We start from the raw sequence: 25808 nt of genomic DNA, 5'->3' as shown, positions 1-25808 counted from the left end.
GAATGCATCGCTGAACGAATCAACCGAATCATGACAATCCGCAACCTCATTGGCTTTATCGCGACGGCCATCATCTTCGTCGTCGCCATTCTGGTCGGGCGCGTCCTGTGGGTTCACTACATGGACGAGCCGTGGACCCGCGACGGCCGCGTGCGCGCCGAAGTGGTGAACATCGCCCCCGACGTCTCGGGCGCCGTGGTCGAGCTGCCCGTGAAGGACAACCAGTTCGTGCACAAGGGCGACCTGCTCATGCAGATCGATCCGTCGCACTATCAGATCGCCGTGGAGCAGGCCGAGGCCGCCGTGGCCGCGCGCAAGGCCGAGCTGACGATGCGCCAGGACGACGCGCGCCGCCGCGCCGACATGGACAGCGAAGTCGTCTCGGCCGAAAACCGCGAAAACGCCTCGCATACGGCGAACTCGGCACAGGCGCAGTACCAGCAGGCAATCGCCGCGCTCGACGCCGCAAAGCTCAATCTCGAACGTACCCGCGTGGTCTCGCCGGTGGACGGCTACATCACGAACCTGCAGGTGTTCCAGGGCGACTACGCGATCTCGGGCCAGGCCAAGCTTGCCGTGGTGGACAGCCATTCGTTCTGGGTCTACGGCTACTTCGAGGAAACCAAGCTGCCGCACGTGAAGGTGGGCAACAAGGCCGACATCAAGCTGATGAGCGGCGGCACGCTGGAGGGCCACGTCGAGAGCATCTCGCGCGGCATTTACGACCGCGACAATCCGCAAAGCCGCGAGCTGCTCGCCGACGTGAACCCGACCTTCAACTGGGTGCGCCTCGCGCAGCGCGTGCCGGTGCGCATCCACATCGACAAGGTGCCGGACGACATGGTCCTCGCCGCGGGCACGACCTGCACGGTGGTCGTCAAACCGGGCACGTGATGGAGCAGTGACAGCGCGTACCGCCAGCCGGGCTACGCAAAAGCGCACGCAAAAAGGGAACGCCAGTTTGACGTTCCCTTTTTTGTTGCTCTGCGCACACGGAGTGTTAGCGATTGCCGCACAGTGCGCCGACAGCGAATCGATGAGCATTGCAAAACATTGTCTTTATCACGTTAAAGCCTATCTCGATTGATCCATATCAACGGAAATTTGCCGAATTACTCGGATTATTCCTATTCCCCACTCTCCCAACCAGCCATCAACGTGATCCTTCGCCTTCATCGACTTCACGAAATCGGCGCCATACCGCGGACAACGCGCGACGACGGCGCGGTGCGCGCCTTCGCGCGCCGCGCACTGACCGGGTTCGCGAAGCGCCAGGCCCACGCGCCGCAACGGGTGGTCGTGCTCGCCCTAGGCAATGTTCAATGGGGCGACGCCGGCGTGGGCGTGCTCGCGCTCGAGCGGCTGAAGGCGACCTGGCAATGCCCCGCGCAGGTCGAACTCGTGGAAGGCGGCACGCGCGGCAGTGCGCTGCTGCCCATCGTCGAATCCACGCAGCGTTTGATCGTGCTCACCGCAATCGATTTCGGGCTCGAGCCGGGCGCGCTGCGCGTCCTCACCGGCGATGCGGCGGCCGAACACCTCTACAGGCGCCGTCCGAGCCGGCCCGGCATGGGCTTCGCCGCCGCGCTCGCCTGCGCGCAGTTGAGCGGCCGCTCGCCGCGCGAGATCGTGCTGATCGGCGTGCAGCCGCAAGGCAGCGACTGTTACGGCGCGGGCTTGTCGAGCACGGTGCGCGCGCAACTCGATGCGACTGTCGATGCCGCACGGCTGTGGCTGCGCCGCTGGCGCGTCGCACCGCTGCCGCGTCTCGAGCATCCCGAAATCGGCGGCTGAGCGCCGCGCACGGGTTGTGCGGGCTTTGCACGAGCCCGGCGGGCGCGCCGCATGCGCCGCTACCCAGAAATCTGCGGGACAACCCGCGGGAGAACCCGCGTTGCCCGCGCGCATTGCACTGCACTATCCTGAAAAACTGCGCCAGATCCGGCCAGCGGCATAGGCCGGTTGCGGCGGCCGCCTGCACCATCAGCACGGGAGGAAGGTAGTCATGCGTTACCGCGATTTTCACCGCGAGTCGGTCGCGAACCCCGACGACTTCTGGCGCCGCGAGGCCGGGCGCATCCATTGGGAGACGCCGTTCGACCAGGTACTCGACCGCTCGAACCCGCCGTTCGCGCGCTGGTTCTGCGGCGGCCGCACGAACCTGTGCTTCAACGCCGTGGACCGTCACCTCCCGTCGCGCGCGCACCAGAACGCGCTCGTCTATGTCTCGACCGAGACCGGCATCGAGCGGCGCTACACCTACGCCGACCTGCACGCCGAAGTGAACCGCATGGCCGCCGTGATGCGCTCGCTCGGCGTCGCGCGCGGCGAGCGCGTGCTGATCTACCTGCCGATGATTCCCGAGGCCGTATTCGCCATGCTCGCCTGCGCGCGCCTCGGCGCAATCCATTCGGTGGTGTTCGGCGGATTCGCCGCACCGAGCCTCGCGGCGCGCATCGACGACGCGAAGCCCGTGCTGCTCGTGACCGCCGACGCCGGCGCACGTGGCGGCAAGGTGATCGACTACACGCCGCTCGTGGACGAAGCCATGGCGCGCGCCGAATACGCGCCGCCCAAGGTGCTGCTGATCGACCGCCAGCTCGCGCCCGAGCGGCTGAACGCGCCGTATCTCGTCGACTACGAGCCGCTGCGCGCGCAGCACTACGACGTGCAGATTTCCTGCGAGTGGCTCGAATCGAACGAGCCTTCGTACATTCTCTACACCTCGGGCACGACGGGCAAACCCAAGGGCGTGCAACGCGACGTGGGCGGCTATGCGGTCGCGCTCGCGGCATCGATGGAATACATCTTCGAAGGACGCGCCGGCGACACCATGTTCACGGCGTCGGACATCGGCTGGGTGGTGGGTCACAGCTACATCATCTATGCGCCGCTGCTCGCGGGCATGACCACGGTGATGTACGAAGGCACGCCGGTGCGCCCCGACGGCGGCATCTGGTGGCGCCTCGTCGAGCAGCACCGCATCAACCTGATGTTCACGGCGCCGACGGCCATTCGCGTGCTCAAGAAGCAGGACCCGGCGCTGCTGCACTGCGCCGATCTGTCGAGCCTGCGCACGCTCTTTCTCGCGGGCGAACCGCTCGACGAGCCCACGGCCGAATGGATCTCCGATGCACTCGGCAAACCCGTCGTCGACAACTACTGGCAGACCGAGACCGGCTGGCCGATGCTGGCCATCCAGCGCGGCGTCGATCCGCTGCCGCAAAAGCTCGGCTCGCCGGGGGTGCCCTGCTACGGCTACGACCTCGTGCTGCGCAACGAACATACGGGCGAGCCCTGCGCGCAAGGCGAGAAAGGCGTGATCACGCTTAGCTACCCGTTGCCGCCCGGCTGCATGCAGACCGTGTGGGGCGACGACGCGCGCTTCGTGAAAACGTACTGGGAAAGCGTGCCCGGCCAGCAGGTGTATTCGACTTTCGACTGGGGCGTGCAGGACAGCGACGGCTACGTGACGATCCTCGGGCGCACCGACGACGTGATCAACGTGGCGGGCCATCGTCTCGGCACGCGCGAGATCGAAGAGGCGATCTCGTCGCACGCGGCGGTCGCGGAAGTGGCCGTGGTGGGCGTGAACGACGCGGTGAAGGGTCAGGCGGCGCTGGCGTTCGTCGTGCTGCGCGACGCGAATGCCGCCGCCAGTCCCGCCGATGCACAGAAGCTCGCGGCTTCGCTCACCGCGACGGTGGACCGCCAGCTCGGCGCGATCGGCCGGCCCGCGCGCGTGCACTTCGTGCCGATGCTGCCCAAGACGCGCTCCGGCAAGCTATTGCGCCGCGCGATTGCGGCGCTCGCCGAAGGGCGCGACCCGGGCGATCTGCCGACCATCGAGGATGCCTCGGCGCTGCAGTCGATTCGCGAGGCGATGAGCGCAGGCGACAGCTGACGCCTGCGCCCGCTCAGCGCGCGAGCGGGCGGTAGCCGGCCAGAAAGCGCTTGAGGATGCCCGTCGAGTACGTGCCCGCGATATCGGTGAGGAAGCTCGAGAACGAGGTGCTCGCGTGCTCGTCGGCGGTGTCGGAGATCGTGCGCACGATCGCGCACGGCACGTCGTACTCGTGGCAGACCTGGGCGATCGCGGCGCCTTCCATCTCGACGGCGAGCGCATCGGGCAGCAGCGCGCGCAGCGCGCCCACGGCCGCCGCGCTCGCCACGAACTGGTCGCCGCTGATCACGAGCCCGCGATGCACCTGCGGCAACGCGGTCTCGAGGCGCGGCAGCGCGGCCTTGAAGCGCGCGGTCAATTCCGGCCCCTCCTCCGCGATGAAACGCTCGCACGCGGCGGCGAGCGCCTGCGCCAGCACATGATCGGCATCGAAGCGCGAGCGCGCGAGCAGCGGGATCTCGTGGCGCGGGAACAGCGGCTCGGCGTTCATGTCGTGCTGGAGCAGCGTTTCGCCCACCACCACGTCGCCCACGTGGACGCCCGAACCCACGCCGCCGGCAACGCCCGTAAAGACGATCGCTTCCACATCGAACGCGTGAATCAGCGCGCTCGCGGTGGCGGCGGCGGCCACCTTGCCGACACGCGCGAGCGTCACCACGCACGGCGCGCCGTGCACGGTACCGAGGTGATAGTCACGCCGGCCGAACGTGCGCGTCACGACACCCGATTCGGCCTGCATGGCCGCGATCAGATCGCCGAGTTCCTGGGGCAGCGCGGCGAGCACGCCGAGCGGGCGGGCGGTCGTGCCGCCCGCCTGGATCGAGAGGTTCATCTTCGAATGATTTCCGTCTGAGTCGTTTGAGGCTGACGCGCGCTCACTCCACCGGCTGCAGCTTGGCCACCGCCAGCGCAAGCCACTTCTCGCCGTGACGTTTGAAGCGCACCTGCGCCTTGGCGTCGGTGCCGCTGCCTTCGAGCGCCGTGATCGTGCCTTCGCCGAACTTCGTGTGGAACACGCCCTGGCCCACCCGGAAGCCCGTCTCGGCGGCGCGCTGCTCGTTGGCGAACGCAGGCGCCGGGCTCTTGTCCGCGATATAGGCGTCGCGTTCGCGACGGCCGCCTTCGCTGCTGCCGCCACTGCCGCCGCCCGGACGCGAGAACCAGTCGCGGCCCCAGCCCGCGTTGTCGGAACGTCCGCCCCAGCGCGCGCCCGCCTCGACCTTGGGCGTGAGCCATTTGAGCGACTCCTGCGGCAGTTCGTCGAAAAAGCGCGAGCGCACGTTGTAGCGCGTCTGGCCGTGCAGCAAGCGGCTCTGCGCGAACGAGATATAGAGCCGCTCTTTCGCACGCGTGATCGCCACGTACATCAGGCGGCGCTCTTCTTCGAGGCCGTCGGCTTCCATCGCGCTGTTCTCGTGCGGGAACAAGCCCTCTTCGAGACCGGTCATGAAGACCGCCGTGAATTCGAGGCCCTTCGCCGCGTGCACCGTCATCAGTTGCACGGCGTCCTGGCCTGCCTGCGCCTGGTTGTCGCCGGCTTCGAGCGACGCATGCGAGAGGAAGCCCGCGAGAGGCGTCATGACGTCGGGGTTCTGCGCGGGGTCGGTGATCGTGGGCGCGTCGAGCACTTCGATCTCGCCGTCTTGCGAGACGATCTCGGGCACCGCGCTCGCGCCCGGGCGCAGCGGAATCGAGCGCGCGGGCGTGTCGAGGCCGTAGCCTTCTTCGCTCACGAACGCCGTGGCCGCGGTCACGAGTTCCTGCAAGTTCTCGAGGCGGTCCTGACCTTCACGCTCGTTCTGGTAGAACTCGGCGAGACCGCTCATGCGCACTGTGTATTCGACGGTTTCCGGCAGGCTCATCTGGGCGGTCTCGGCACGCATCTTCGCGACCAGATTGGCGAACGAACCGAGGCTCGAGCCCGCCTTGCCCGTGACGTACGGGATGGCCGCAGCCATCGAGCAATTGTAGAGGCGCGCGGCATCCGCCAGCTGCTCGATCGAGCGCGCGCCAATGCCGCGCGTGGGGAAATTCACGACACGCGCGAACGCCGTGTCGTCGTTCGGATTGTCGATGAGACGCAGATACGCGAGCGCATGCTTGACCTCCTGACGCTCGAAGAAGCGCAAGCCGCCATACACCTTGTACGGCACGCCCGCATTCACGAGCGTGTGCTCGATCGTGCGCGACTGCGCGTTGCTGCGATAAAGGATGGCGATCTCGTTGCGCGCCAGCCCCTGGTTGATCAGCGCGCGAATTTCCTCGACGATCCAGCCGGCTTCCTGCGAGTCGGTGGCCGCTTCGTACACGCGCACCGGCTCGCCGTGGCCCGCATCGGTGCGCAGGTTCTTGCCCAGACGCCGCGAGTTATGCGCGATCAGGTAGTTGGCCGCATCGAGAATATGGCCGTGCGAACGATAGTTCTGCTCCAGCTTGATCATGTGCTTCACGCGGAACTCGTTCTCGAAGTCGCGCATGTTGCCGACGTTCGCCCCGCGGAACGCATAGATCGACTGGTCGTCGTCGCCCACCGCGAAGATCGCGTTGCCCGGCCCCGCGAGCAGCTTGAGCCACGCGTACTGGAGCTTGTTGGTGTCCTGGAACTCGTCCACCAGAATGTCGCGAAAGCGCCCCTGGTAGTGCGCGCGCAGCGGCGGGTTGTACGCGAGCAGCTCGTAGCAGCGCAACAGCAGCTCCGCGAAATCGACCACGCCTTCGCGCTGGCACTGCTGGTCGTACGCTTCGTAGAGTTCGACGAACTTGCGGTTGAAGTCGTCGCTCACATCCACGTCTTTCGGACGCAGGCCCTGCTCCTTCGCGTTGTTGATGAAGTACTGCAGGTTCTTGGGCGGGTACTTCTCGTCGTCAACGTTCAGACCCTTCATCAGACGCTTGATGGCCGAGAGCTGGTCTGCGGTGTCGAGGATCTGGAAGGTCTGCGGCAGGCCGGCGTCGCGGAAATGCGCGCGCAGCATGCGGTTGCACAGGCCGTGGAACGTGCCGATCCACATGCCGCGCGTGTCGATGGGCAGGAGCGCCTGGAGGCGCCCCATCATTTCGCGCGCGGCCTTGTTCGTGAAGGTCACGGCCAGGATGGTCGAGGGCGAGGCCATGCCCTGCTGGATCAGCCATGCAATGCGCGTGATCAGCACGCGCGTCTTGCCGCTGCCGGCCCCGGCCAGAATGAGCGCCGGTTCGTTGGGCAACGTGACGGCGGCGAGTTGTTCGGGGTTCAGGTTCGCGAGCAGTTCGGGCATGGGCTGAAAAGGAGCGTGACCCCAAGGCGGGGCCCCGGGGACGTGGCGCGCGGCAAAGGCGCGCCGTTGAATGGCAGACCGCCATTATAAGTGCGCACGCACGCCGCGGCTTGGGCGACCCGGGCGTGGCGCGCCTCCCGCACACCACGCCCGCGCCATGGCCCACGCGTCGCCCCAGCACGGCTGGCGCGTCGGCTCCGACAGGACTTCCCCTTATAATCGAACGTTTCCGCATCCTTTTTTCGGCAGATTCCACCCATGAGCGACAGCACGCTAGCGAAAAGCTTCGAGCCCCAGACGATCGAGGCCCACTGGGGCCCCGAATGGGAGCGTCGCGGCTACGCCGCCGCGACCTTCGAGCCCGGCCGCAACAATTTCTCGATCCAGTTGCCGCCGCCCAACGTCACCGGCACGCTGCACATGGGGCACGCGTTCAACCAGACGATCATGGACGGCCTCGCGCGCTACCACCGCATGCTCGGCGACAACACGCTGTGGGTGCCGGGCACGGACCACGCGGGCATCGCCACGCAGATCGTGGTCGAGCGCCAGCTCGACGCGCAGAAGATCTCGCGCCACGACCTGGGCCGCGAGAAGTTCGTCGAGCGCGTGTGGGAATGGAAGCAGCGATCGGGTTCGACCATCACGGGCCAGGTGCGGCGCCTGGGCGCCTCGATCGACTGGTCGCGCGAGTACTTCACGATGGACGACAAGATGTCGGCCGCCGTGCGCGACGTGTTCGTGCGCCTCTACGAACAGGGCCTGATCTACCGCGGCAAGCGCCTCGTGAACTGGGACCCGGTGCTGGGCACCGCCGTCTCGGATCTCGAAGTCGTGAGCGAAGAGGAAAACGGCAACCTGTGGCACCTGCGCTATCCGCTCACGGACGGCTCGGGCCACCTCACGGTCGCGACCACGCGCCCGGAAACCATGCTCGGCGACACGGCCGTGATGGTCCACCCGGAAGACGAACGCTACGCGCACCTGATCGGCAAGACCGTGAAGCTTCCGCTCGCGGAGCGCGAGATTCCCATCATCGCCGACGAATACGTGGACCGCGAGTTCGGCACGGGCGTCGTGAAGGTCACGCCCGCGCACGACTTCAACGACTACCAGGTGGGCCAACGCCACGGCCTGCCGATGATCGAGATCCTCACGCTCGACGCGAAGGTCAACGACAACGCACCTGAAAAGTACCGCGGCCTCGACCGCTTCGAGGCGCGCAAGCAGGTCGTGGCCGACTTCGAAGCGCTCGGCCTGCTCGACTCGGTGCAGCCGCACAAGCTGATGGTGCCGCGCGGCGACCGAACGGGCGTGGTGATCGAGCCGATGCTCACGGACCAGTGGTTCGTGGCAATGACGAAGCCCGCCCCCGAGGGCACGTTCAACCCCGGCAAGTCGATCACCGAAACCTCGCTCGACGTGGTGCGCAGCGGCCAGATTAAATTCGTGCCGGAAAACTGGACCACGACCTACTACCAGTGGCTCGAGAACATCCAGGACTGGTGCATCTCGCGCCAGCTCTGGTGGGGCCACCAGATCCCGGCGTGGTACGGCGAGAACGGCGAGATCTTCGTTGCGAAGAACGAGGAAGAGGCGCGCGCACAGGCCGAAGCCAAGGGCTACACGGGCGCATTGAAGCGCGACGAAGACGTGCTCGACACGTGGTTCTCGTCGGCGCTCGTGCCGTTCTCATCGCTCGGCTGGCCGCAAGAGACGCCTGAACTGAAGGCCTTCCTGCCCTCTTCCGTGCTGGTCACGGGTTTCGACATCATTTTCTTCTGGGTGGCGCGCATGGTCATGATGACCACGCACTTCACCGGCAAGGTGCCGTTCGACACGGTGTACGTGCACGGCCTCGTGCGCGACGCCGAAGGCCAGAAGATGTCGAAGAGCAAGGGCAACACGCTCGACCCGATCGATATCGTCGATGGCATCGGCCTCGAAGCGCTGGTCGCCAAACGCACGACCGGCCTCATGAATCCCAAGCAGGCCGCGACCATCGAAAAGAAGACGCGCAAGGAGTTCCCGGACGGCATTCCCGCGTTCGGCACCGACGCGCTGCGCTTCACGATGGCATCCATGGCCACGCTCGGCCGCAACGTGAACTTCGACCTCGCGCGCTGCGAAGGCTATCGCAACTTCTGCAACAAGCTCTGGAACGCCACGCGCTTCGTGCTGATGAACTGCGAAGGCCACGACTGCGGCTTCAGCAAGCCGGGCCCCTGCGCGCCGGGCGATTGCGAGCCGGGCGGCTACACGCACTTCTCCCAGGCCGACCGCTGGATCGTCTCGCTCCTGCAACGCGTGGAAGCCGAAGTCGCGAAGGGCTTCGCGGGCTATCGCTTCGACAACGTGGCCAACGCCATATACAAGTTCGTCTGGGATGAATACTGTGACTGGTATCTGGAACTGGCGAAGGTGCAGATCCAGACGGGTACGCCCGAGCAGCAGCGCGCCACGCGCCGCACGCTGCTGCGCGTGCTGGAGACGGTGCTGCGCCTCGCGCACCCGGTGATTCCGTTCATCACCGAAGCGCTGTGGCAGAAGGTGGCGCCGCTCACCGACGCGTACCCCGCGGGTGCCGCCGAAGGCGCAGCATCGATCATGGTGCAGCGTTACCCGATAGCGGAAGCCAGGAAGATCGACGAAGCCGCGGAACAGTGGGCCGCCGACCTGAAGGCCGTGATCGACGCATGCCGCAACCTGCGTGGCGAAATGGGCCTCTCGCCCGCCACCAAGGTGCCGCTGCTCGCCACGGGCAACGCCGAGCGGCTCGCGACGTTCGCGCCCTATGCGCAGGCGCTTGCAAAGCTTTCAGAGGTCCAGATCATCGCCGACGAAGCGGCGCTCGACGCGGCCTCGGCAGGCGCGCCAGTTGCTATCGTAGGGACGGACAAGCTCGTGCTGAAGGTGGAGATCGACGTAGCCGCCGAACGCGAACGCCTGTCGAAGGAAATCGCCCGCCTCGGCAATGAGGTAACGAAGTGCAAGGCCAAGCTGGGCAACGACAGTTTTGTAGCAAAGGCACCGCCCGCAGTCGTTGAGCAGGAGCAGAAAAGACTGGCAGAATACCAGGCAACGCTGGACAAGCTGACCGCGCAACTCACGCGGTTGCCGGCCTGAGCGCCATATCGGCCAAAGGCTGTAACGCGTGGCGCCGCACCCGCGGCGTCACACGAGCACCAGGACAGGGACAAAAGACATGCTGAAAGTGACAAAAGCGGTATTCCCGGTAGCGGGCCTCGGCACGCGCTTCCTTCCGGCCACGAAAGCCAGCCCGAAGGAAATGCTGCCCGTGGTCGACAAGCCGCTCATCCAGTACGCGGTCGAAGAAGCTGTGGCTGCGGGCATCACGGAAATGATCTTCGTGACCGGGCGCAGCAAGCGCGCGATCGAGGACCATTTCGACAAGTCGTATGAGATCGAGGCCGAACTCGAAGCGCGCGGCAAAGCCAAGCTGCTCGAACTGGTGCGCAACATCAAGCCGAACAATGTCGACTGCTTCTACGTGCGTCAGCCCGAGGCGCTCGGCCTTGGCCACGCCGTGCTGTGCGCGGAAAAGCTCGTGGGCGACAACCCGTTCGCCGTGATTCTCGCGGACGACCTGCTCTATGGCACGCCGCCCGTCATGCAGCAGATGGTCGAGGTGTTCGACCACTACCATAGCTCGGTGCTCGGCGTGGAAGAGATCCCGCCCTCGGAAACGCGCTCGTACGGCATTGTCGACGGCAAGGAGTGGGAAGACTCGATCGTCAAGCTCTCGGGCATCGTCGAGAAGCCGGCGCCGGAAGTCGCACCGTCGAACCTCGGCGTGGTCGGCCGCTACGTGCTCAAGCCGCGCATTTTCGAGCATCTGAAGTCGATCAAGCCGGGCGCGGGCGGCGAGCTGCAGCTCACCGACGCGATCCAGTCGCTGCTCGCCGACGAGCAGGTGCTCGCCTACAAGTACCACGGCACGCGCTTCGACTGCGGCAGCAAGCTCGGCTACCTGAAGGCGACGGTCGAGTTCGCGCTGCGTCACCCGGAAGTCGGTGCGGATTTCGACGAATATCTGCGCACGCGCAAGCCAGTGCTGGAAGGCTAAGGCGCCCCCGGCCAAGCCCTCCCGGTCCCGCACAAATGAAAAAGGCCCGCATTCTCATGCGGGCCTTTTTTCTGCCGATGCGCTTAGCGCCGGCGCATCAGGAACACGAACGTCTTGTCCTGTTGCGAGCTTTCCACGATCTCGTTGCCGGTTTGCTTGGCGAAGGCGGCGAAATCCCGCTGCGAGCCGGGATCGGTCGCGAGGACCTTGAGGATCTGGCCGCTTTCCATGTCGGCGAGCGCCTTCTTGGCGCGCAGGATCGGCAGCGGGCAGTTCAGCCCGCGCGCATCCACTTCCTTGTGAACCTGAATCTGCATCGGGGTTGGATCCTTCGGTGGCGCACCGTCACGGCGTGAGACGGCGCTGGCAATAGCGTCGATTTTACCGCAGCTACGCCAGCCGCCGCTTGCGTCCCGATCACGGCACGGCTTACAGCTCGACCGCCGCCCCCGTGTGCAGCGATTCGCGCAGCGCCTGGCCGATGCGCGTGGCCTCCAGGGCGTCTTCGAGCGCCGCGCCGAGGCTCCCCTTCTGCGCTCCACCCGCCTTGCGCGCCGCGACTTCCGCGACGAACGCCTGCGCTTCGATCAGGAACGCCTCTTCGAAACGGTCGAAGAACGTGGGCGTGCAAACGCTGCGCACGCCCGTCGCGTCGTAGACCTCGACGCGATTCGCGCGCGGGATGCGGCCGATCGCCAGCGCGCCCGCCGTGCCGATCACTTCGCTCGATGTGTCGTTGCCGTGCGCCATCGTGCGCGAGGCGTAAAACATCGCGAGGCGCCCGCCCTCGAACTCGCAGATCGCCACGCCGTTGTCCACGTCGCCCGATTCGCGCAGGCCTTCGTGCAGCGCGATCGCGCCCGCGGCATACACACGCGTGGCGCGCGGCTTGCCGAGCAGCCAGCGCGCGACGTCGATGTCGTGGACCGTGCAGTCGAGAAAAATGCCGCCCGAAGTCGGCGCGAAGCGCACGAAAAAGCCTTCGGGATCGTTGAGATCGCAGGTCTGCGAGCGCACCAGAAACGGCTTGCCGATCGCGCCGGCCTGCACTTTTGCGTAGGCATCCTGATAACTCGGATCGAAGCGGCGCATGAAGCCGATGGTGACCTGCCGGTCGGCATGACGACGCGACACGTTGACCACCCGCTCGCATTCGGCCACGTCGAGCGAGAGCGGCTTCTCGCAGAACACGTGCTTGCCCGCTTCGAGCGCCTGCACGATCTGTTCGGCATGCAATGCCGAAGGCGTGACGAGCCACACCGCATCGACCGATTGATCGGCCAGCAGGTCGGCGTACTCGCCATACAGCCGCGCGGCGGGCAGCGCCTCGCGCGCCCACGCGAGATCCGCTTCGAGCGGACTGCACGCGGCCGCGAGCGTTGCACCCGGCACGCGATACGCCAGGTTCTGCGCATGCCGCCGCCCCAACCTCCCAAGTCCCGCCACGCCCACGCGCAACGGCTGGGCACGATCGATTGCCTGCATCCTTGCTCTCCTCGCTTGATCCGCGCTCGATTTGCGATCGAGTTGCGCTCGTTCCGTTTCAGTCGCCCAGCGTCACCACACGGCCCTCGCGCCACGACAGCGAGGCGGCTTCGGCCAGCTCCAGCGCCTTCAGGCCGTCGGCGACCGACGTGCGCACCGGCACGCCCTGCGTCACCGCTTCGTGAAAGTGCGCCATTTCGCGCGCGTAGGCCGCGCGATAGCGTTCGAGGAAGAACGCCTCGGGCACGTCCTGCGCGACAGCGGTCTTCGACCACGCGACCACTTCGGTCGGCTTCATGTTGCCCGCCTGCAGCATGCCCTCGCTGCCGAGCACCTCGAAGCGCTGGTCGTAGCCATAGGCCGCGCGCCGCGCCGTGTTGATCTGGCAAAGGCGCCCGCGCTTCGTGCGGATCGTCACCGCTGTCGAATCGATGTCGCCCGCGTCGGCAATCGCCGGGTCGGACAGGCAGCTACCCGTGGCGTGCACGCTCAGCGCCTCGTCGTCGAGAATCCAGCGGAAGATATCGAAGTCGTGGATCAGCATGTCCTTGAAGATGCCGCCCGAGTGCTTGATGTACTCCACCGGCGGCGCGCCCGGATCGCGGCTCGTGACGATCAGCATTTCCGGCGTGCCGATCTCGCCCGCATCGAGACGCGTCTTGAGCGCGGCAAACGTGGGATCGTAGCGGCGCTGAAAGCCGATCATGGCCACGACGCCCGCGCGCTGCACCGCTTGCGCGCAGGCGCGTGCGCGCTCGATGGTCAGGTCGACTGGCTTTTCGCAGAAGATATGCTTGCCCGCCGCGGCCGACTTCAGGATCAGTTCGGAATGCGTATCAGTGCTCGAGCAGATCACCGTGGCGCCGATCGAAGCGTCGCCGAACGCGGCGTCGACGTCCACGACCTGCGCGCCGTGCTGTGCGGCGAGCGCGGCGGCGGCTTCGCGATTGACATCGATCACGTACTTCAGACGCACGCCCGGCTGGCGCGCGAGATTGCCCGCATGAATGCGGCCAATGCGCCCCGCGCCGAATACCGCCACATCCAGCGTTGTCGCTGCGCCGCTTGCTGCACTAGTCATCGTATCCTCCGGTGTCGGTCGATTCTTCCACGTTGAGTTCGAGCCGGTACGCAAGCGCAATGAAGAGCGCCTGGCACAGGCAGAAGGTGCTGGTGAGCGAGCGGAACGCGAACGCGCTCCCCTCCTTCACATAGAGTTGCGCGTTCGCGTGGCGCGCGAGCGGCGAAAGCTGGCTGTCGGTGATGACGAGCGTTTTGGCGTGATGCTGCTGCGCCACGCGCAGGCAGTACTGCGTCTCTTTGCCATAGGGCGCGAAGCTGATGGCGATCACCACGTCGCCCTTCTTCACGCTGCGAATCTGTTCGTGGTACATGCCGCCGAGCCCCGAGACGAGGTGCACGCGTTTGCGCGTGTGCTGCAAGGCATAGACGATGTAGCTCGCCACCGGAAACGAGCGGCGCACGCCGATCACGTAGATGTTGTCCGCCTGTTCGAGCATCTTCACGGCCTCGTCGAACTGCGCGCCATCGAGGCCGGCTTCGAGTTCGTCGAGCCCGCTGCGGCACGCGCCGATGAATTCGCGCGCCACGGCGCCGCCCATGTCCGGGCTCGCCTCGCCCTCCTTGGCGTCGATCAGCTGACGAATGCGCTGCTGATAGCTCGTGGCCGAGGCGCCCTGCCCCGCATAGGCCTGACGGAACACGGCCTGCAGGTCGGAGAAGCCCGAGAAACCGAAGCGCTGCGCGAAGCGCACCACCGCCGAAGGATGCACGCCACAGCTCGCGGCAATGTCACTGGTGCGGTCCATCATCACACTCGCGCGGTGCTGTTCGATGTAGCTCGCGATGCTTTTCAGCTGACGCGGCAGCGCCTCGTATTCCTGCGCGATGCGCTGCATCAATTCGTCTACGCCCGCTACGGCGTCGGTTGTGTCATCCGCCATGATTGTTTTCCTCGGCTGGTTGCCGCACTGCCGCAAAGCCTTACCAGGCCTCGATTCCACGGCATGCCGACGGAGCCGATTATAGGCAGCGTGTCACACGAATGGAACAGATTTTCCATTTTTATTTGCAATGAAATTTTCGTTGCAAGTCGCGAAGCGATGTCCTACTCTTGTCGATGAGCGCGGCAGCTGGTGCAGGTAACAAGCGGCATGTCAAAAGCGCGGCTGCGGCATTCACCCCAAGAACGAACGACAGACCGAGAAAGGTGGAGACAATGACTCAACGCAATGGCAAGACCATGCTCCGAAGGTTGGCCGCAGTGCTCGCGCTGGCAGCGGGGCTGACAGGTGCGAGCGTGCTCAGCGCGCAAACGGCGCAAGCCGCCGACGCGCATTTCGTGCTGATCAGCCACGCGCCTGATTCCGACTCGTGGTGGAACACGATCAAGAACGCCATCAAGCAGGCCGACGAAGACTGGAACGTCGAGACCGACTACCGCAATCCACCCAACGGTGACATCGCCGACATGTCGCGGCTGATCGAACAGGCCGCCGCGCGCAACTACGACGGCGTGATCGTCACCATCGCCGACTATGACGTGCTCAAGAGCTCCATCGGCAAGGTCACGGAAAAGAAGATCCCGCTCGTGACGATCAACTCGGGCACCGAGGAACAGAGTGCGAAGCTCGGCGCGATCATGCACGTGGGTCAGCCTGAATATGTGGCGGGCCACGCAGCCGGCGAGAAGGCCAAGGCCGCGGGCGTGAAGTCGTTCCTGTGCGTGAATCACTTCGCGACCAACGCCGTGTCGTTCGAACGCTGTCGCGGTTTTGCCGATGCGCTCGGCGTGGACTACAAGAGCTCGACGATCGACTCCGGCCAGGACCCGACGGAAATCCAGTCGAAGGTGAGCGCGTATCTGCGCAACCATCCGAACACGGGCGCGATCCTCACGCTCGGCCCGGTGCCGGCGGCCGCTACGCTCAAGGCGATCGAGCAGATGGGCCTCGCAGGCAAGATCTACTTCTGCACGTTCGACTTCTCGGATGACATTGCCAAGGCGATCCGCGCGGGCACCATCCAGTTCGCAATCGACCAGCAGCCGTACCTGCAGGGCTATATCCCCGTGGCCGTGCTCGCGATCGTGAAGAAGGAGCACACCACGGATCCGCAGAAGATCCGCCAGATTCTCGAAGCGAATCCGAAGTTCAAGCAGCGCCTCGAAACCTATGGCCTGCAGCCTTCGTACGGTCCGAAGAACATTCGCTCGGGTCCGGGCTTCATCACCAAGGAGAATCTCGACAAGGTTGTGAAGTACGCAGGTCAGTACCGCTAAGCGTTTTTCGTCAGCCACGCGCGGCGGTGGCCAGCATCTTCCGATGCCCATCGCCTCTCGCCAGCCTCGCCGCGCGCCATTCACCGTGTTGCTTCTACTGCAAGGCAGTGGCTTGCAGGGAATGCGCTCGGGCATTTGAGCCAATGCAGATGCGAACGCGCCTGCCACGGCCGATCGCCTTGCATAGGACCAGCGTAAGGCGCTAAAGCACCAACTCTGGTCGATACAGGAGACATCATGGGTGTAGCCGGCAAACACTTCCCCTCGCACGCTCAGGAAGACGGCGCGCAAGACGCGCCCGCGCCGCAGCCAGGCGCAAGCGACGAACGCGTGCGCCGCGAATCGTGGTTCGGCCATCTGCTCGGCCGCCCCGAATTCGCCGCGATTTCCGGCGCCGTGCTGGTCTTCGCCGTCTTTGCGATCGGCGCGGGCGGCTCGGGCATGTTCGATCTCGACGGCGTGATGAACTGGTCCCAGGTCGCTGCTTACCTCGGTATCCTGAGCGTCGGCGCGTGCCTGCTCATGATCGCCGGCGAATTCGACCTCTCCATCGGCTCGATGATCGGCTTCGCGGGCATGATGGTCGCGATTCCCACGATGTACTTCCACTGGCCCATCGCGCTTTCCATTCTGTTCGCGTTCGTGGGCTGTACCGCGCTCGGCGCGCTCAACGGCTACCTCGTGATGCGCACGCGGCTGCCTTCGTTCATCGTCACGCTCGCGTTCCTCTTCATTCTGCGCGGCCTGACGCTTGCGCTCTCGATCATGTTCGCCGACCGCACGATCGTCTCAGGCGTGGGCGACGTGGCCAAAGCCGACTTCGTGACCAACCTGCTCTTTCACGGCACGGCGTTCAAGGGCCTGTTCGCGGCCCTCGCGCATATCGGCATCGGCAAGATGCTCGACAACGGCCAGCCGCTCGTGCCAGGCGTGCCCAAGGTGATTCTCTGGTGGTTCGCACTCGTCGCAATCGGCGCATTCGTGCTCGCCAAGACGCGCTACGGCAACTGGATTCTCGCCGTGGGCGGCGACTCCAACGCCGCGAAGAACGTGGGCGTGCCGGTAAAGCGCGTCAAGATCTCGCTCTTCATGCTCACCGCGTTCTGCTCGTGCCTGTTCGCCGTGCTGCAAGTGTCCGACATCGGTTCGGCCGCTGCCGACCGCGGGCTGCAGAAAGAATTCGAAGCCATCATCGCCGCGGTGATCGGCGGCACGCTGCTCACGGGGGGCTATGGCTCGGTGATCGGCGCGGCATTCGGCGCGCTTATCTTCGGCGTCGTTCAGATCGGCATCACTTACACGAACATCGATTCGGACTGGTTCCGGGTGTTCCTCGGCGTGATGCTGCTCATTGCCGTGCTCTTCAATCACTATGTGCGCCGCCGCGTCGCGCAATCGTAAGCCGGAGGCTCAAATGTCCGATATCCAGAATACCGCAGACGGCGACACGATTCTCGCGCTCGAGAACGTCAGCAAGTACTTCGGCAAGGTCATCGCACTGAACGGCGTCACGCTGCGCCTGAAGCGCGGCGAGGTGCACTGCCTGCTCGGCGACAACGGCGCGGGCAAGTCCACGCTCATCAAGACGCTCGCCGGCGTGCACCAGCCGACCTCCGGCCAGTATTTCGTGGACGGCAAGCCTGTTACGTTCGATTCACCGAAAGACGCGCTCGATCTCGGCATCGCCACCGTCTATCAAGATCTCGCGCTCGTGCCGCTGCTCTCGGTCGCGCGCAACTTCTTCATGGGCCGCGAGCCGCAAAAGAAGCTGTTCGGCTTCATCAACGTGATGGACCTCGATGCGAGCGCAACGATTGCGAAGGATCGCCTCGCCGGAATGGGCATCAATGTGCGCGACCCGCATCAGGCCATCGGCACGATGTCGGGCGGCGAGAAACAGTGCCTCGCGATCGCACGCGCCATTCACTTCGGCGCACGCGTGCTGATTCTCGACGAGCCGACCGCCGCGCTGGGCGTGAAGCAGAGCTTCAACGTGCTCAGGCTGATTCACGCCGCGCGCGCCAAGGGCATTTCGGTGATCTTCATCACCCACAACGTGCACCACGCCTACCCCATCGGCGACTCGTTCACGCTGCTCAATCGCGGTCGCTCGCTCGGGACCTACACGAAAGACACGATCAGCAAGAACGAAGTGCTCGACATGATGGCAGGCGGCGCGGAGATGCAGAAGATGATCGCCGAGCTCGACGGCGCGACCATCTGAGGACGCCCGCACGGCACAGCACCCAACAGGAATACACATGGCCCTGACTCATTCCACTCCAAGCCGGTTCGCCGCCGGACGCAGCCGCGACATCGTCTGCCTCGGACGCCTGGGCGTCGATCTCTACGCTCAACAGGTGGGCGCGCGGCTCGAAGACGTCTCCACCTTTGCGAAGTATCTGGGCGGCTCTTCCGCGAACATCGCCTTCGGCTGCGCGCGTCTTGGCCTGAAGTCGGCCATGCTCACGCGCGTGGGCGACGACCATATGGGGCGTTTCCTCGTCGAAACGCTCACGAAGGAAGGCTGCGACACGAGCCATGTGTGCGTGGACCACGAACGCCTCACGGCGCTCGTGCTGCTGGGCCTGAAAGACCGCGACACGTTCCCGCTCATTTTCTACCGCGAGAACTGCGCCGATATGGCCGTCGATTCGAGCGACTTCGACGAAGCATTCATCGCCTCCTCGAAAGCGCTGCTCATCACCGGCACGCATTTCTCGACCGAACAGGTGAACCGCACGAGCCTCACCGCGCTCGACTACGCGCGCCGCAACAACGTGCGCACCGTGCTCGACATCGACTACCGTCCCGTGCTCTGGGGCCTCACGGGCAAGGCGGACGGCGAGACGCGCTTCGTCGCGAGCGAAGGCGTGAGCACGCATTTGCAGCGCATCCTGCCGCATTTCGATCTCGTGATCGGCACCGAGGAGGAGTTCCGCATTGCAGGCGGCAAAGAATCGCTCGTCGATGCGCTCAGGCGCGTGCGCGAAGTCACGGGCGCAACGCTGCTCGTCAAGCGCGGGCCGCTCGGCTGCCAGATCGTGGAAGGCGCGGTGCCCGCCTCGATGGACGATTTGCCGATGCAGCGCGGCGTGGAAGTCGAAGTGCTCAACGTGCTCGGCGCGGGCGACGCTTTCGCCTCCGGCTTTCTTTCCGGCTGGCTGCGCGACGCCTCGCTCGAAGACTGCGCGCGCTCGGCCAACGCGTGCGGCGCCCTCGTCGTCTCGCGGCATGGCTGCGCGCCCGCCATGCCCACGCCCGTGGAACTCGACTACTTCCTGCGCGAAGCGGCCGCCGACCCCGTGCGCATGCGCCGCCCCGACCGCGACGCAACGCTTGCGCGCCTGCATCGCGTCACGCCCGCGCGCAAGCGGCACGACGAAGTGCTCGGCTTCGCGTTCGATCACCGCAACCAGTTCTTCGATCTCGCGCAGCAAACCGGCGTAAGCGAAGCGCGCATTTCGTATCTGAAGAATCTCTTCGTCGAAGCCGTGGCGCAGACCGAGCGCACGCTCGGTTTGCAGGGACGCATCGGTGTCCTGATCGATGACCGTTACGGCCAGGATGCGCTCAACGCCGCAACCGGCCGCGGCTGGTGGATCGGCCGTCCGGTCGAGTTGCCGGGCTCCGTGCCGCTCGTGTTCGACCATGGCCGCTCGATCGGCACGACGCTCGCGTCCTGGCCCATCGACCACACAGTGAAGTGCCTCGTGCAGTTCCATCCCGACGAGCCCATCGAACAGCGTCTCGAACAGGAAGCGCAACTGCGCGCGCTTTACGACGCCACCCAGGCGAGCGGCCACGAACTACTGCTCGAAGTGATTCCGCCGAAGCTGGGCGGCAAGCCGAATGCCCCCGATACGGTCTATCGCGCGCTCAAGCGGCTCTACAACATCGGCCTCTATCCGGAGTGGTGGAAGCTCGAACCGACGGGCGCCGCGCAATGGCGCGAGATCGACGCGCTGATCGCCGAGCGCGACCCGTATTGCCGCGGCGTCGTGCTGCTCGGGCTCTCCGCGCCGATCGACCAGCTCGTGGAGGGCTTCCGCGCCGCGGCCGCCTCGAACACGTGCCGGGGCTTCACGGTGGGCCGCTCGATCTTCTACGAACCGAGCCTCGCCTGGCTCGCAGGCGAAATCGGCGACGACGAAGTGATCGCCCGCGCACGCCGCGCATTCGAAACGCTGATCGGCGCGTGGCGCGCCGCGCGCGCCGAGCCTCAAGGCGCGCACGACAATCATGAGGAGAAGGCGGCATGAATCAACGCATTGCTCCTGGCGATGACGCCTCGCTGGAAAGCGCGCAGAACGCGACGCCCGCAGCGCACGCGAGCACCGTGCGGCTCACGGCAGCGCAGGCGCTGGTGCGCTATCTCGCTGCGCAGCGCGTGGCGAGCGAGGACGGCTCGGGCCGCACCGAGCCGCTATTCGGCGGCGTGTTCGCGATCTTCGGTCACGGCAACGTGGCCGGCATCGGCGAGGCGCTCTATCAGTATCGGCACGAACTGCCCACGCTGCGCGCGCACAACGAGCAGGCCATGGCGCACAGCGCGATCGCTTATGCCAAGGCCCACTTTCGCCGCCGCATGATGGCGGTGACGACCTCGATTGGCCCGGGCGCGACGAATCTCGTCACGGCTGCCGCGCTGGCGCACGTGAACCGCTTGCCGGTGCTGCTGTTGCCCGGCGATATCTTCGTTTCGCGCGAACCCGATCCGGTGCTGCAGCAGATCGAGGACCTGCACGACGGCGGCATCTCCGCGAACGACTCGCTGCGCCCCGTGTCGCGCTACTTCGACCGCATCGTGCATCCCGCGCAGTTGCTCACGGCGCTGCCGCGCGCGCTGCGCGTGCTCACCGACGCCGCGCTCTGCGGCCCGGTCACGCTCGCGCTGCCGCAGGACGTGCAGGCCATGGCGTGGGACTATCCGGCGAGCTTCTTCACGCCGCGCCTCGTGACGTTCCACACGCCCGCGCCTGTGCAGACCGAAATCGACGCGGCGCTTACGCAGTTGCATCGCGCGAAACGCCCGCTCATCGTGGCGGGCGGCGGCGTGCTCTATGCGCGCGCCTCGCAGGCCTTGCAGACGCTTGCGGCCTCGCGCGGCATTCCCGTGGCCGAAACGCAGGCGGGCAAAGGCTCGCTCGCATGGGACGATCCGCTCAACGTCGGCGCGCTCGGCGTGACGGGCTCGCCCGCCGCCAACGAACTGGCGCGCGACGCCGACTGCGTGCTCGCCGTGGGCACGCGTTTGCAGGACTTCACGACCGGCTCGAACTCGCTCTTTGCGAACGCGCATGTGATCGGCGTGAACGCCAACGGCTTCGACGCACTCAAGCACGATGGCCTCGCCGTGCAGGCCGACGCGCGCCAGGCGCTCGCCGCGCTCAACGACGAACTGATCAACTGGCGCGCCGACGCGAACTGGACCGCCCACGCCCAAGGCCTCGCCAACGAGTGGCGCGCGAGCATCGAGCGCCTCACGCATGCGCCGCAGGATCGCAACCGCCTGCCCTACGACGCCGATGTGATCGGCGCTGTCCAGCGCTCGTCGAGTCGTTCGTACACCGAGGATATCGTCGTCTGCGCGGCCGGCACGCTGCCCGCCGAACTGCATAAGCTCTGGCGTGCGGGCCAGCCCGGCGCCTATCACGTCGAATACGGCTACTCGTGCATGGGCTACGAGATCGCGGGCGGTCTCGGCGCGAAGCTCGCGCGGCCCGATCGCGAGGTCATCGTCATGGTGGGCGACGGCAGCTATCTGATGATGAACAGCGAGATCGCCACCTCGGTCATGCTGGGCGCGAAGCTCATCGTCGTCGTGCTCGACAACCGCGGCTATGGCTGCATCAACCGGTTGCAGCAGGCTTGCGGCGGCGCGCCGTTCAACAACCTGTTCGACGACTGCGCGCAAGGGCCGCTCGGCGCGCCGCGCATCGACTTCGCCTCGCACGCACGCTCGCTCGGCGCGCAGGCCGAGCACGTGGCGAACGTCGCGGAACTCGAAGCGGCGCTGCAACGCGCGCGCGCTTCGTCGCGCACTTACGTGGTCTGCATCGACACTGACCCCGCGCGCACGACCGAGGAAGGCGGCTGGTGGTGGGAGGTCGCCGTGCCCGAGGTGTCCACTCGCGCTGCGGTGCGCGAGGCGCGCGAGCACTATGAAGAACAGGTCGCGCAGCGCAGCGGACGCGCGCAAGCGGGTGAAGATGCGCCCGCCAGCGACGACGAACCCGGCAACCCATAACGCGGCTGACGACACAGACATCGAGGAGCGCACATGAGCGCATTTGAAGTACGCATCGGCATCAACCCGCTGTCGTGGATGAACGACGACCTGCCCTCGCTCGGCGGCGAGACGCCGCTCTCGCAGGCGCTGACCGAGGGCCGCGAGATCGGCTATGAGGGCTTCGAGCTAGGCAACAAGTTTCCGCGCGAGCCGCAGGCGCTCAAGGCGCTCCTCGCGCAATACGATCTGTCACTCGTCTCCGGCTGGTACTCGGGCATGCTCGCGCGGCGCAGCGTGGAGGAAGAGATCGCCTCGGTAGAGAAGCATCTGGACCTGCTCGCGCAGAACGGCGCAACCGTGATGGTCTACGGCGAGGTCGCCGATACGATCCAGGGCGCGCCGCGTCCGCTCTATCAGCGTCCGCGCTTTTTCAGCGACACGCAGTGGGACGAATACGCCACGCGCGTGGACGCGTTCGCGCGCCATACGCTCTCGCGCGGCGTGCGGCTCGCGTACCACCATCACATGGGCGCCTATGTCGAAACGCCCGCCGACGTCGACAAGCTCATGGCGCGCACGAGCGACGCCGTGGGCCTGCTGTTCGACGCGGGCCATATGACGTTTGCCGGCGGCGACCCCGTTGCCGAACTCGACAAGCACATTGCGCGCGTGTGCCATGTGCACTGCAAGGACGTACGCCCTGCGGTCATGAAACTCGCTCGCAACCGCAACTGGAGCTTTCTCGACGCCGTGCTCGCAGGTGCGTTCACCGTGCCGGGCGACGGCGCCATCGATTTCCCCGCGATCATCGCGCGGCTCAAGCGTCACGGCTATCGCGGCTGGCTCGTCGTCGAAGCCGAGCAGGACCCGGTGATCGCACCGTCTTACGAATATGCCCAAAAGGGTTACCGTACGCTGCGCACGCTCGTCGATGCGACGGATACCCAATCGAAGGAGGCAGCATGACTCTACTGGTCAAGGCCGCGCGCGAAGGCCAAACGATCGCGCGCGTCACGCCCGACACCGCGGGCTGGCGCTATGTCGGCTTCGCCGCATATCGGCTCGAGGCGGATGAACTCGTCTACGTCAGCGAGCCCGATCGCGAGAGCTGCATCGTCGTGCTCTCGGGCGCGGTGGATATCGAGGCGCTCGGCGAGCGCTGGTCGAGTCTCGGCTCGCGCGACAGCGTCTTCGAAGACGCCGCGCCGTATGCCCTTTATGTGCCGCCCGGCGTGAAGGCGACGGTGCGCGCCACCCGCAACGCCGAAGTGGGCGTGGCGAGCGCGCCCGCCAAAGGCACGCTGCCCGTTCGCCTCATCGAGCCCGCGCAGATGAAGCGCTCCACGCGCGGCAAGGGCGCGAATACGCGCTACGTCTGCGATATCCTGCCGCAAGACGCGCCCGCGGAATCGCTGCTCGTGGTCGAGGTGCGCACGCCTTCGGGCCATTCGTCGAGCTACCCGCCGCACAAGCACGACGCCGACCGCTTGCCGCACGAAAGCGCGCTCGAAGAAACCTACTATCACCGGCTCAATCCGCAGCAGGGTTTCGCGTTCCAGCGCGTGTACACCGACGCGCGCGATCTGGACGAAACGATGGCCGTGGAAAATCACGACGTCGTGATGGTGCCGCGCGGCTATCACCCGGTCGTCGTCCCGTATGGCTACGACTCGTACTACCTGAACGTGATGGCGGGCCCCACGCGCGAATGGCACTTCCATAACGACCCGGCGCACGAGTGGATCATCGAGCGCGACGCGAAGTGACGCGTCCATAAAAAAACGCCGCGTGCAGAACCACGCGGCGTTTTTCGTTGTGACCGCAACGAACTGCAGGAGCGTCAAGCCAGCCGGAATTTCCCCACCAGCCGCTTGAGCACCTTGGCTTGATCGTCGAGCGATTGCGCAGCCGCGGTCGCCTCTTCCACGAGCGCCGCGTTCTGCTGGGTGCCGGCGTCCATCTGCGTGACCGCGCGGCTGATTTCCTCGATGCCCGAGCGCTGCTCGCGCGACGCCGCCGAAATTTCGCCGATGATGTCGTTCACGCGCCGCACGGCCTTCACGACTTCGTCCATCGTCGAGCCCGCGTCCTGCGCGAGCGTCGAGCCATTGGATACGCGCTCGACCGACGCGCCGATCAGCGTCTTGATCTCCTTGGCCGCCGCCGCGCTGCGCTGCGCGAGGCTGCGCACCTCGCCCGCCACCACGGCGAAGCCGCGCCCTTCCTCGCCCGCGCGCGCCGCTTCCACGGCGGCGTTGAGCGCGAGAATGTTGGTCTGGAACGCAATGCCCTCGATCACGCCGATGATGTCCGCGATGCTCTTCGCGCTGTCGTTGATCTCCTGCATCGTCGCGACCACGCGCCCGACCACCGAGCCGCCCTTCTCCGCGATTGCCGAGGCATTGCCCGCGAGCGTGCTGGCCTGTTCGGCGTTTTCGGCATTCAGACGCACCGTGGACGTGAGCTGCTCCATGCTGCTCGCCGTGCGCTCGAGCGCCATGGCCTGTTCTTCGGTGCGGCGCGACAGATCCAGATTGCCGGTCGAGATTTCGCCCGAGGCGGAGGCGATCGCCTCGGCGCTCGCGGCGATCTCGGCCACCGTGGTCGAGAGACCGTTCTGCATGTCGCGCAGCGCGCCCAGCATGCTCGCCGCGTCGCGTGCGTGAACCGTGACGGGCTGTGCGAGATCGCCGGCCGCGATACGGGCCGCGATGGCCTTGGCGTGCGCGGGCTCGCCGCCCAGTTGCCGCGCGATGCGGCGCACGACCCATTCGCTCACGAAGAACGCGAGCACGAACATCGCCACCGTCGCCACGGCCATCATCACGAACGACGACTGGAAGATGAACTCGGCCTTCGCGATGGTCGCCTTCGCGGCCGTGCCGCGCTGCGCGACGAGGTCGTTGACGAGCGTTTCGAGCTTGCCGGTCTCCACGAGCAGCGAGACGTCCTGCGTGCCCACCTGCCAGCTCATCTGCGAGAGATCGAGCGGCTGCTGCTTCACGAGCGTCACGAACTCGCGCAGATGGCCGCTCCACGCCGTGGTCGCATCGGCGAGCTTCTTTTGCAGGGCGAGCGCGTCGCCGCCCTGCTCCTGCGCGTATTGCTGCAACTGGCTCATGCCGCGCTCCAGCGCACCGAGATCCTTGTCGATGTCCTGGCCCAGTTCGTCGCGCTCGCGTGCCGTGGTCGCGGTGAGCAGCATCTTCTGCGCGCGGCTCGCGCGCAGCACGTGGCCGCGCGCTTCCTCGGCGGCACGGCTCGCGACGTAGCCCTGTTCGTAGATGGATTGCGTCGAGCCGTTGAGACGGCTGATTTGCGCGAGCGAAATCGCGCCGATGGCGAGCGTGCCGATCAGCACCAGCGCGAAGGCGAGGCGCAGTGTGGCCTTCACGGAAAGCCGCGAGCTGCGCGTCGCCGCGCCGGCGCGTCCCGTTTTGCGTTGCTGCGCGTTCGCCGCGCTGCCTGCCGGATCCTGCGGCACGAAGCCCGCGTGCCTGCCGCCTTGCGATACTGCTTTCATTTTGGTCTCCAGCATTGTT

General features: G+C 66.1%; 19 protein-coding genes. 12 read left to right on the top strand and 7 right to left on the bottom strand.

Going from position 1 to position 25808, the window contains the following annotated elements; all coding sequences use genetic code 11:
- Positions 1-30: 30 nt before the first annotated feature.
- The 3 genes from A3CW_RS0137080 to A3CW_RS0137070 all read left to right on the top strand — a co-directional run bounded on the left by A3CW_RS0137080 (position 31) and on the right by A3CW_RS0137070 (position 3904).
- The gene (locus A3CW_RS0137080) at positions 31-894 is read left to right on the top strand and encodes an efflux RND transporter periplasmic adaptor subunit (protein ID WP_028208048.1); all 864 of its coding nucleotides are present in this window, start codon (positions 31-33) and stop codon (positions 892-894) included.
- Between the two features lie 264 nt (positions 895-1158).
- Positions 1159-1794, top strand: coding sequence for a hydrogenase maturation protease (locus tag A3CW_RS48830; protein WP_051481964.1), 636 nt, complete (start codon positions 1159-1161; stop codon positions 1792-1794).
- A gap of 211 nt (positions 1795-2005) precedes the next feature.
- Complete coding sequence (locus tag A3CW_RS0137070; RefSeq protein ID WP_028208047.1) at positions 2006-3904, top strand: propionate--CoA ligase; 1899 nt, start codon at positions 2006-2008, stop codon at positions 3902-3904.
- Between the two features lie 13 nt (positions 3905-3917).
- Here the strand turns inward: A3CW_RS0137070 and A3CW_RS0137065 are convergent, their stop codons facing one another.
- Together A3CW_RS0137065 and A3CW_RS0137060 are read right to left on the bottom strand one after the other, a co-directional pair.
- Positions 3918-4736 carry a 5'-methylthioadenosine/adenosylhomocysteine nucleosidase gene (locus A3CW_RS0137065; protein WP_051481963.1) on the bottom strand — a complete coding sequence of 273 codons (819 nt, stop codon included), beginning with the start codon at positions 4734-4736 and terminating at the stop codon, positions 3918-3920.
- Between the two features lie 43 nt (positions 4737-4779).
- Complete coding sequence (locus tag A3CW_RS0137060; protein ID WP_028208045.1) at positions 4780-7161, bottom strand: UvrD-helicase domain-containing protein; 2382 nt, start codon at positions 7159-7161, stop codon at positions 4780-4782.
- 258 nt (positions 7162-7419) lie between these two features.
- On the opposite strand from A3CW_RS0137060, the gene A3CW_RS0137055 reads away from it, so the two are divergent.
- Both A3CW_RS0137055 and galU read left to right on the top strand, forming a co-directional pair.
- Positions 7420-10287, top strand: coding sequence for a valine--tRNA ligase (locus tag A3CW_RS0137055; protein WP_028208044.1), 2868 nt, complete (start codon positions 7420-7422; stop codon positions 10285-10287).
- 79 nt (positions 10288-10366) lie between these two features.
- A complete protein-coding gene (gene galU, locus A3CW_RS0137050; protein WP_028208043.1) occupies positions 10367-11248 on the top strand; it encodes a UTP--glucose-1-phosphate uridylyltransferase GalU in 882 nt (293 codons plus the stop codon).
- An 83-nt stretch (positions 11249-11331) separates the two neighbouring features.
- On the opposite strand, the gene A3CW_RS0137045 is transcribed toward galU, so the two are convergent.
- The 4 genes from A3CW_RS0137045 to A3CW_RS0137030 all read right to left on the bottom strand — a co-directional run bounded on the left by A3CW_RS0137045 (position 11332) and on the right by A3CW_RS0137030 (position 14697).
- Positions 11332-11559, bottom strand: a complete 228-nt coding sequence (locus A3CW_RS0137045) for a sulfurtransferase TusA family protein (RefSeq protein WP_028208042.1) — start codon at positions 11557-11559, stop codon at positions 11332-11334.
- A gap of 118 nt (positions 11560-11677) precedes the next feature.
- Positions 11678-12733 carry a Gfo/Idh/MocA family oxidoreductase gene (locus A3CW_RS0137040; RefSeq protein WP_028208041.1) on the bottom strand — a complete coding sequence of 352 codons (1056 nt, stop codon included), beginning with the start codon at positions 12731-12733 and terminating at the stop codon, positions 11678-11680.
- Between the two features lie 58 nt (positions 12734-12791).
- A complete protein-coding gene (gene iolG, locus A3CW_RS0137035) occupies positions 12792-13814 on the bottom strand; it encodes an inositol 2-dehydrogenase (protein WP_028208040.1) in 1023 nt (340 codons plus the stop codon).
- On the bottom strand, positions 13807-14697 hold the full coding sequence (locus A3CW_RS0137030; RefSeq protein ID WP_028208039.1) for a MurR/RpiR family transcriptional regulator: 891 nt from the start codon (positions 14695-14697) through the stop codon (positions 13807-13809). Before A3CW_RS0137030 ends, iolG begins: the two co-directional genes overlap by 8 nt.
- A 275-nt stretch (positions 14698-14972) precedes the next feature.
- On the opposite strand from A3CW_RS0137030, the gene A3CW_RS0137025 reads away from it, so the two are divergent.
- From A3CW_RS0137025 to iolB, 7 genes are all read left to right on the top strand, one after another.
- Positions 14973-16034, top strand: coding sequence for a sugar ABC transporter substrate-binding protein (locus A3CW_RS0137025; protein ID WP_028208038.1), 1062 nt, complete (start codon positions 14973-14975; stop codon positions 16032-16034).
- Positions 16035-16271: 237 nt separating this feature from the next.
- On the top strand, positions 16272-17435 hold the full coding sequence (locus A3CW_RS0137020; protein ID WP_028208037.1) for an ABC transporter permease: 1164 nt from the start codon (positions 16272-16274) through the stop codon (positions 17433-17435).
- 13 nt (positions 17436-17448) lie between these two features.
- Complete coding sequence (locus A3CW_RS0137015; RefSeq protein WP_028208036.1) at positions 17449-18258, top strand: ATP-binding cassette domain-containing protein; 810 nt, start codon at positions 17449-17451, stop codon at positions 18256-18258.
- Positions 18259-18295: 37 nt separating this feature from the next.
- On the top strand, positions 18296-20296 hold the full coding sequence (locus tag A3CW_RS0137010; protein ID WP_028208035.1) for a bifunctional 5-dehydro-2-deoxygluconokinase/5-dehydro-2-deoxyphosphogluconate aldolase: 2001 nt from the start codon (positions 18296-18298) through the stop codon (positions 20294-20296).
- Positions 20293-22284, top strand: a complete 1992-nt coding sequence (iolD, locus tag A3CW_RS0137005) for a 3D-(3,5/4)-trihydroxycyclohexane-1,2-dione acylhydrolase (decyclizing) (RefSeq protein WP_028208034.1) — start codon at positions 20293-20295, stop codon at positions 22282-22284. Before A3CW_RS0137010 ends, iolD begins: the two co-directional genes overlap by 4 nt.
- 33 nt (positions 22285-22317) lie before the next feature.
- Entirely contained in the window at positions 22318-23232 is a 915-nt protein-coding gene (iolE, locus tag A3CW_RS0137000; protein WP_028208033.1) for a myo-inosose-2 dehydratase, read from the top strand.
- Positions 23229-24032, top strand: a complete 804-nt coding sequence (gene iolB, locus A3CW_RS0136995; RefSeq protein WP_028208032.1) for a 5-deoxy-glucuronate isomerase — start codon at positions 23229-23231, stop codon at positions 24030-24032. The genes iolE and iolB overlap by 4 nt, the downstream gene beginning before the upstream one ends.
- 74 nt (positions 24033-24106) lie before the next feature.
- On the opposite strand, the gene A3CW_RS0136990 is transcribed toward iolB, so the two are convergent.
- Entirely contained in the window at positions 24107-25789 is a 1683-nt protein-coding gene (locus tag A3CW_RS0136990) for a methyl-accepting chemotaxis protein (protein WP_028208031.1), read from the bottom strand.
- Positions 25790-25808 lie beyond the last annotated feature (19 nt).

The sequence above is a fragment of the Paraburkholderia nodosa DSM 21604 genome (assembly GCF_000519185.1).
Taxonomy (GTDB): Bacteria; Pseudomonadota; Gammaproteobacteria; order Burkholderiales; family Burkholderiaceae; genus Paraburkholderia; species Paraburkholderia nodosa.
This window is presented reverse-complemented; position numbering and strand designations above follow the sequence as displayed.

Coding starts and splice junctions, on each gene's coding strand:
- A3CW_RS0137080 (WP_028208048.1), top strand. CDS start 31: ATGACAATCCGCAACCTCATTGGCTTTATCGCGACGGCCATCATCTTC.
- A3CW_RS0137070 (WP_028208047.1), top strand. CDS start 2,006: ATGCGTTACCGCGATTTTCACCGCGAGTCGGTCGCGAACCCCGACGAC.
- A3CW_RS0137065 (WP_051481963.1), bottom strand. CDS start 4,736: ATGAACCTCTCGATCCAGGCGGGCGGCACGACCGCCCGCCCGCTCGGC.
- A3CW_RS0137060 (WP_028208045.1), bottom strand. CDS start 7,161: ATGCCCGAACTGCTCGCGAACCTGAACCCCGAACAACTCGCCGCCGTC.
- A3CW_RS0137055 (WP_028208044.1), top strand. CDS start 7,420: ATGAGCGACAGCACGCTAGCGAAAAGCTTCGAGCCCCAGACGATCGAG.
- galU (WP_028208043.1), top strand. CDS start 10,367: ATGCTGAAAGTGACAAAAGCGGTATTCCCGGTAGCGGGCCTCGGCACG.
- A3CW_RS0137040 (WP_028208041.1), bottom strand. CDS start 12,733: ATGCAGGCAATCGATCGTGCCCAGCCGTTGCGCGTGGGCGTGGCGGGA.
- iolG (WP_028208040.1), bottom strand. CDS start 13,814: ATGACTAGTGCAGCAAGCGGCGCAGCGACAACGCTGGATGTGGCGGTA.
- A3CW_RS0137030 (WP_028208039.1), bottom strand. CDS start 14,697: ATGGCGGATGACACAACCGACGCCGTAGCGGGCGTAGACGAATTGATG.
- A3CW_RS0137025 (WP_028208038.1), top strand. CDS start 14,973: ATGACTCAACGCAATGGCAAGACCATGCTCCGAAGGTTGGCCGCAGTG.
- A3CW_RS0137020 (WP_028208037.1), top strand. CDS start 16,272: ATGGGTGTAGCCGGCAAACACTTCCCCTCGCACGCTCAGGAAGACGGC.
- A3CW_RS0137015 (WP_028208036.1), top strand. CDS start 17,449: ATGTCCGATATCCAGAATACCGCAGACGGCGACACGATTCTCGCGCTC.
- A3CW_RS0137010 (WP_028208035.1), top strand. CDS start 18,296: ATGGCCCTGACTCATTCCACTCCAAGCCGGTTCGCCGCCGGACGCAGC.
- iolD (WP_028208034.1), top strand. CDS start 20,293: ATGAATCAACGCATTGCTCCTGGCGATGACGCCTCGCTGGAAAGCGCG.
- iolE (WP_028208033.1), top strand. CDS start 22,318: ATGAGCGCATTTGAAGTACGCATCGGCATCAACCCGCTGTCGTGGATG.
- iolB (WP_028208032.1), top strand. CDS start 23,229: ATGACTCTACTGGTCAAGGCCGCGCGCGAAGGCCAAACGATCGCGCGC.
- A3CW_RS0136990 (WP_028208031.1), bottom strand. CDS start 25,789: ATGAAAGCAGTATCGCAAGGCGGCAGGCACGCGGGCTTCGTGCCGCAG.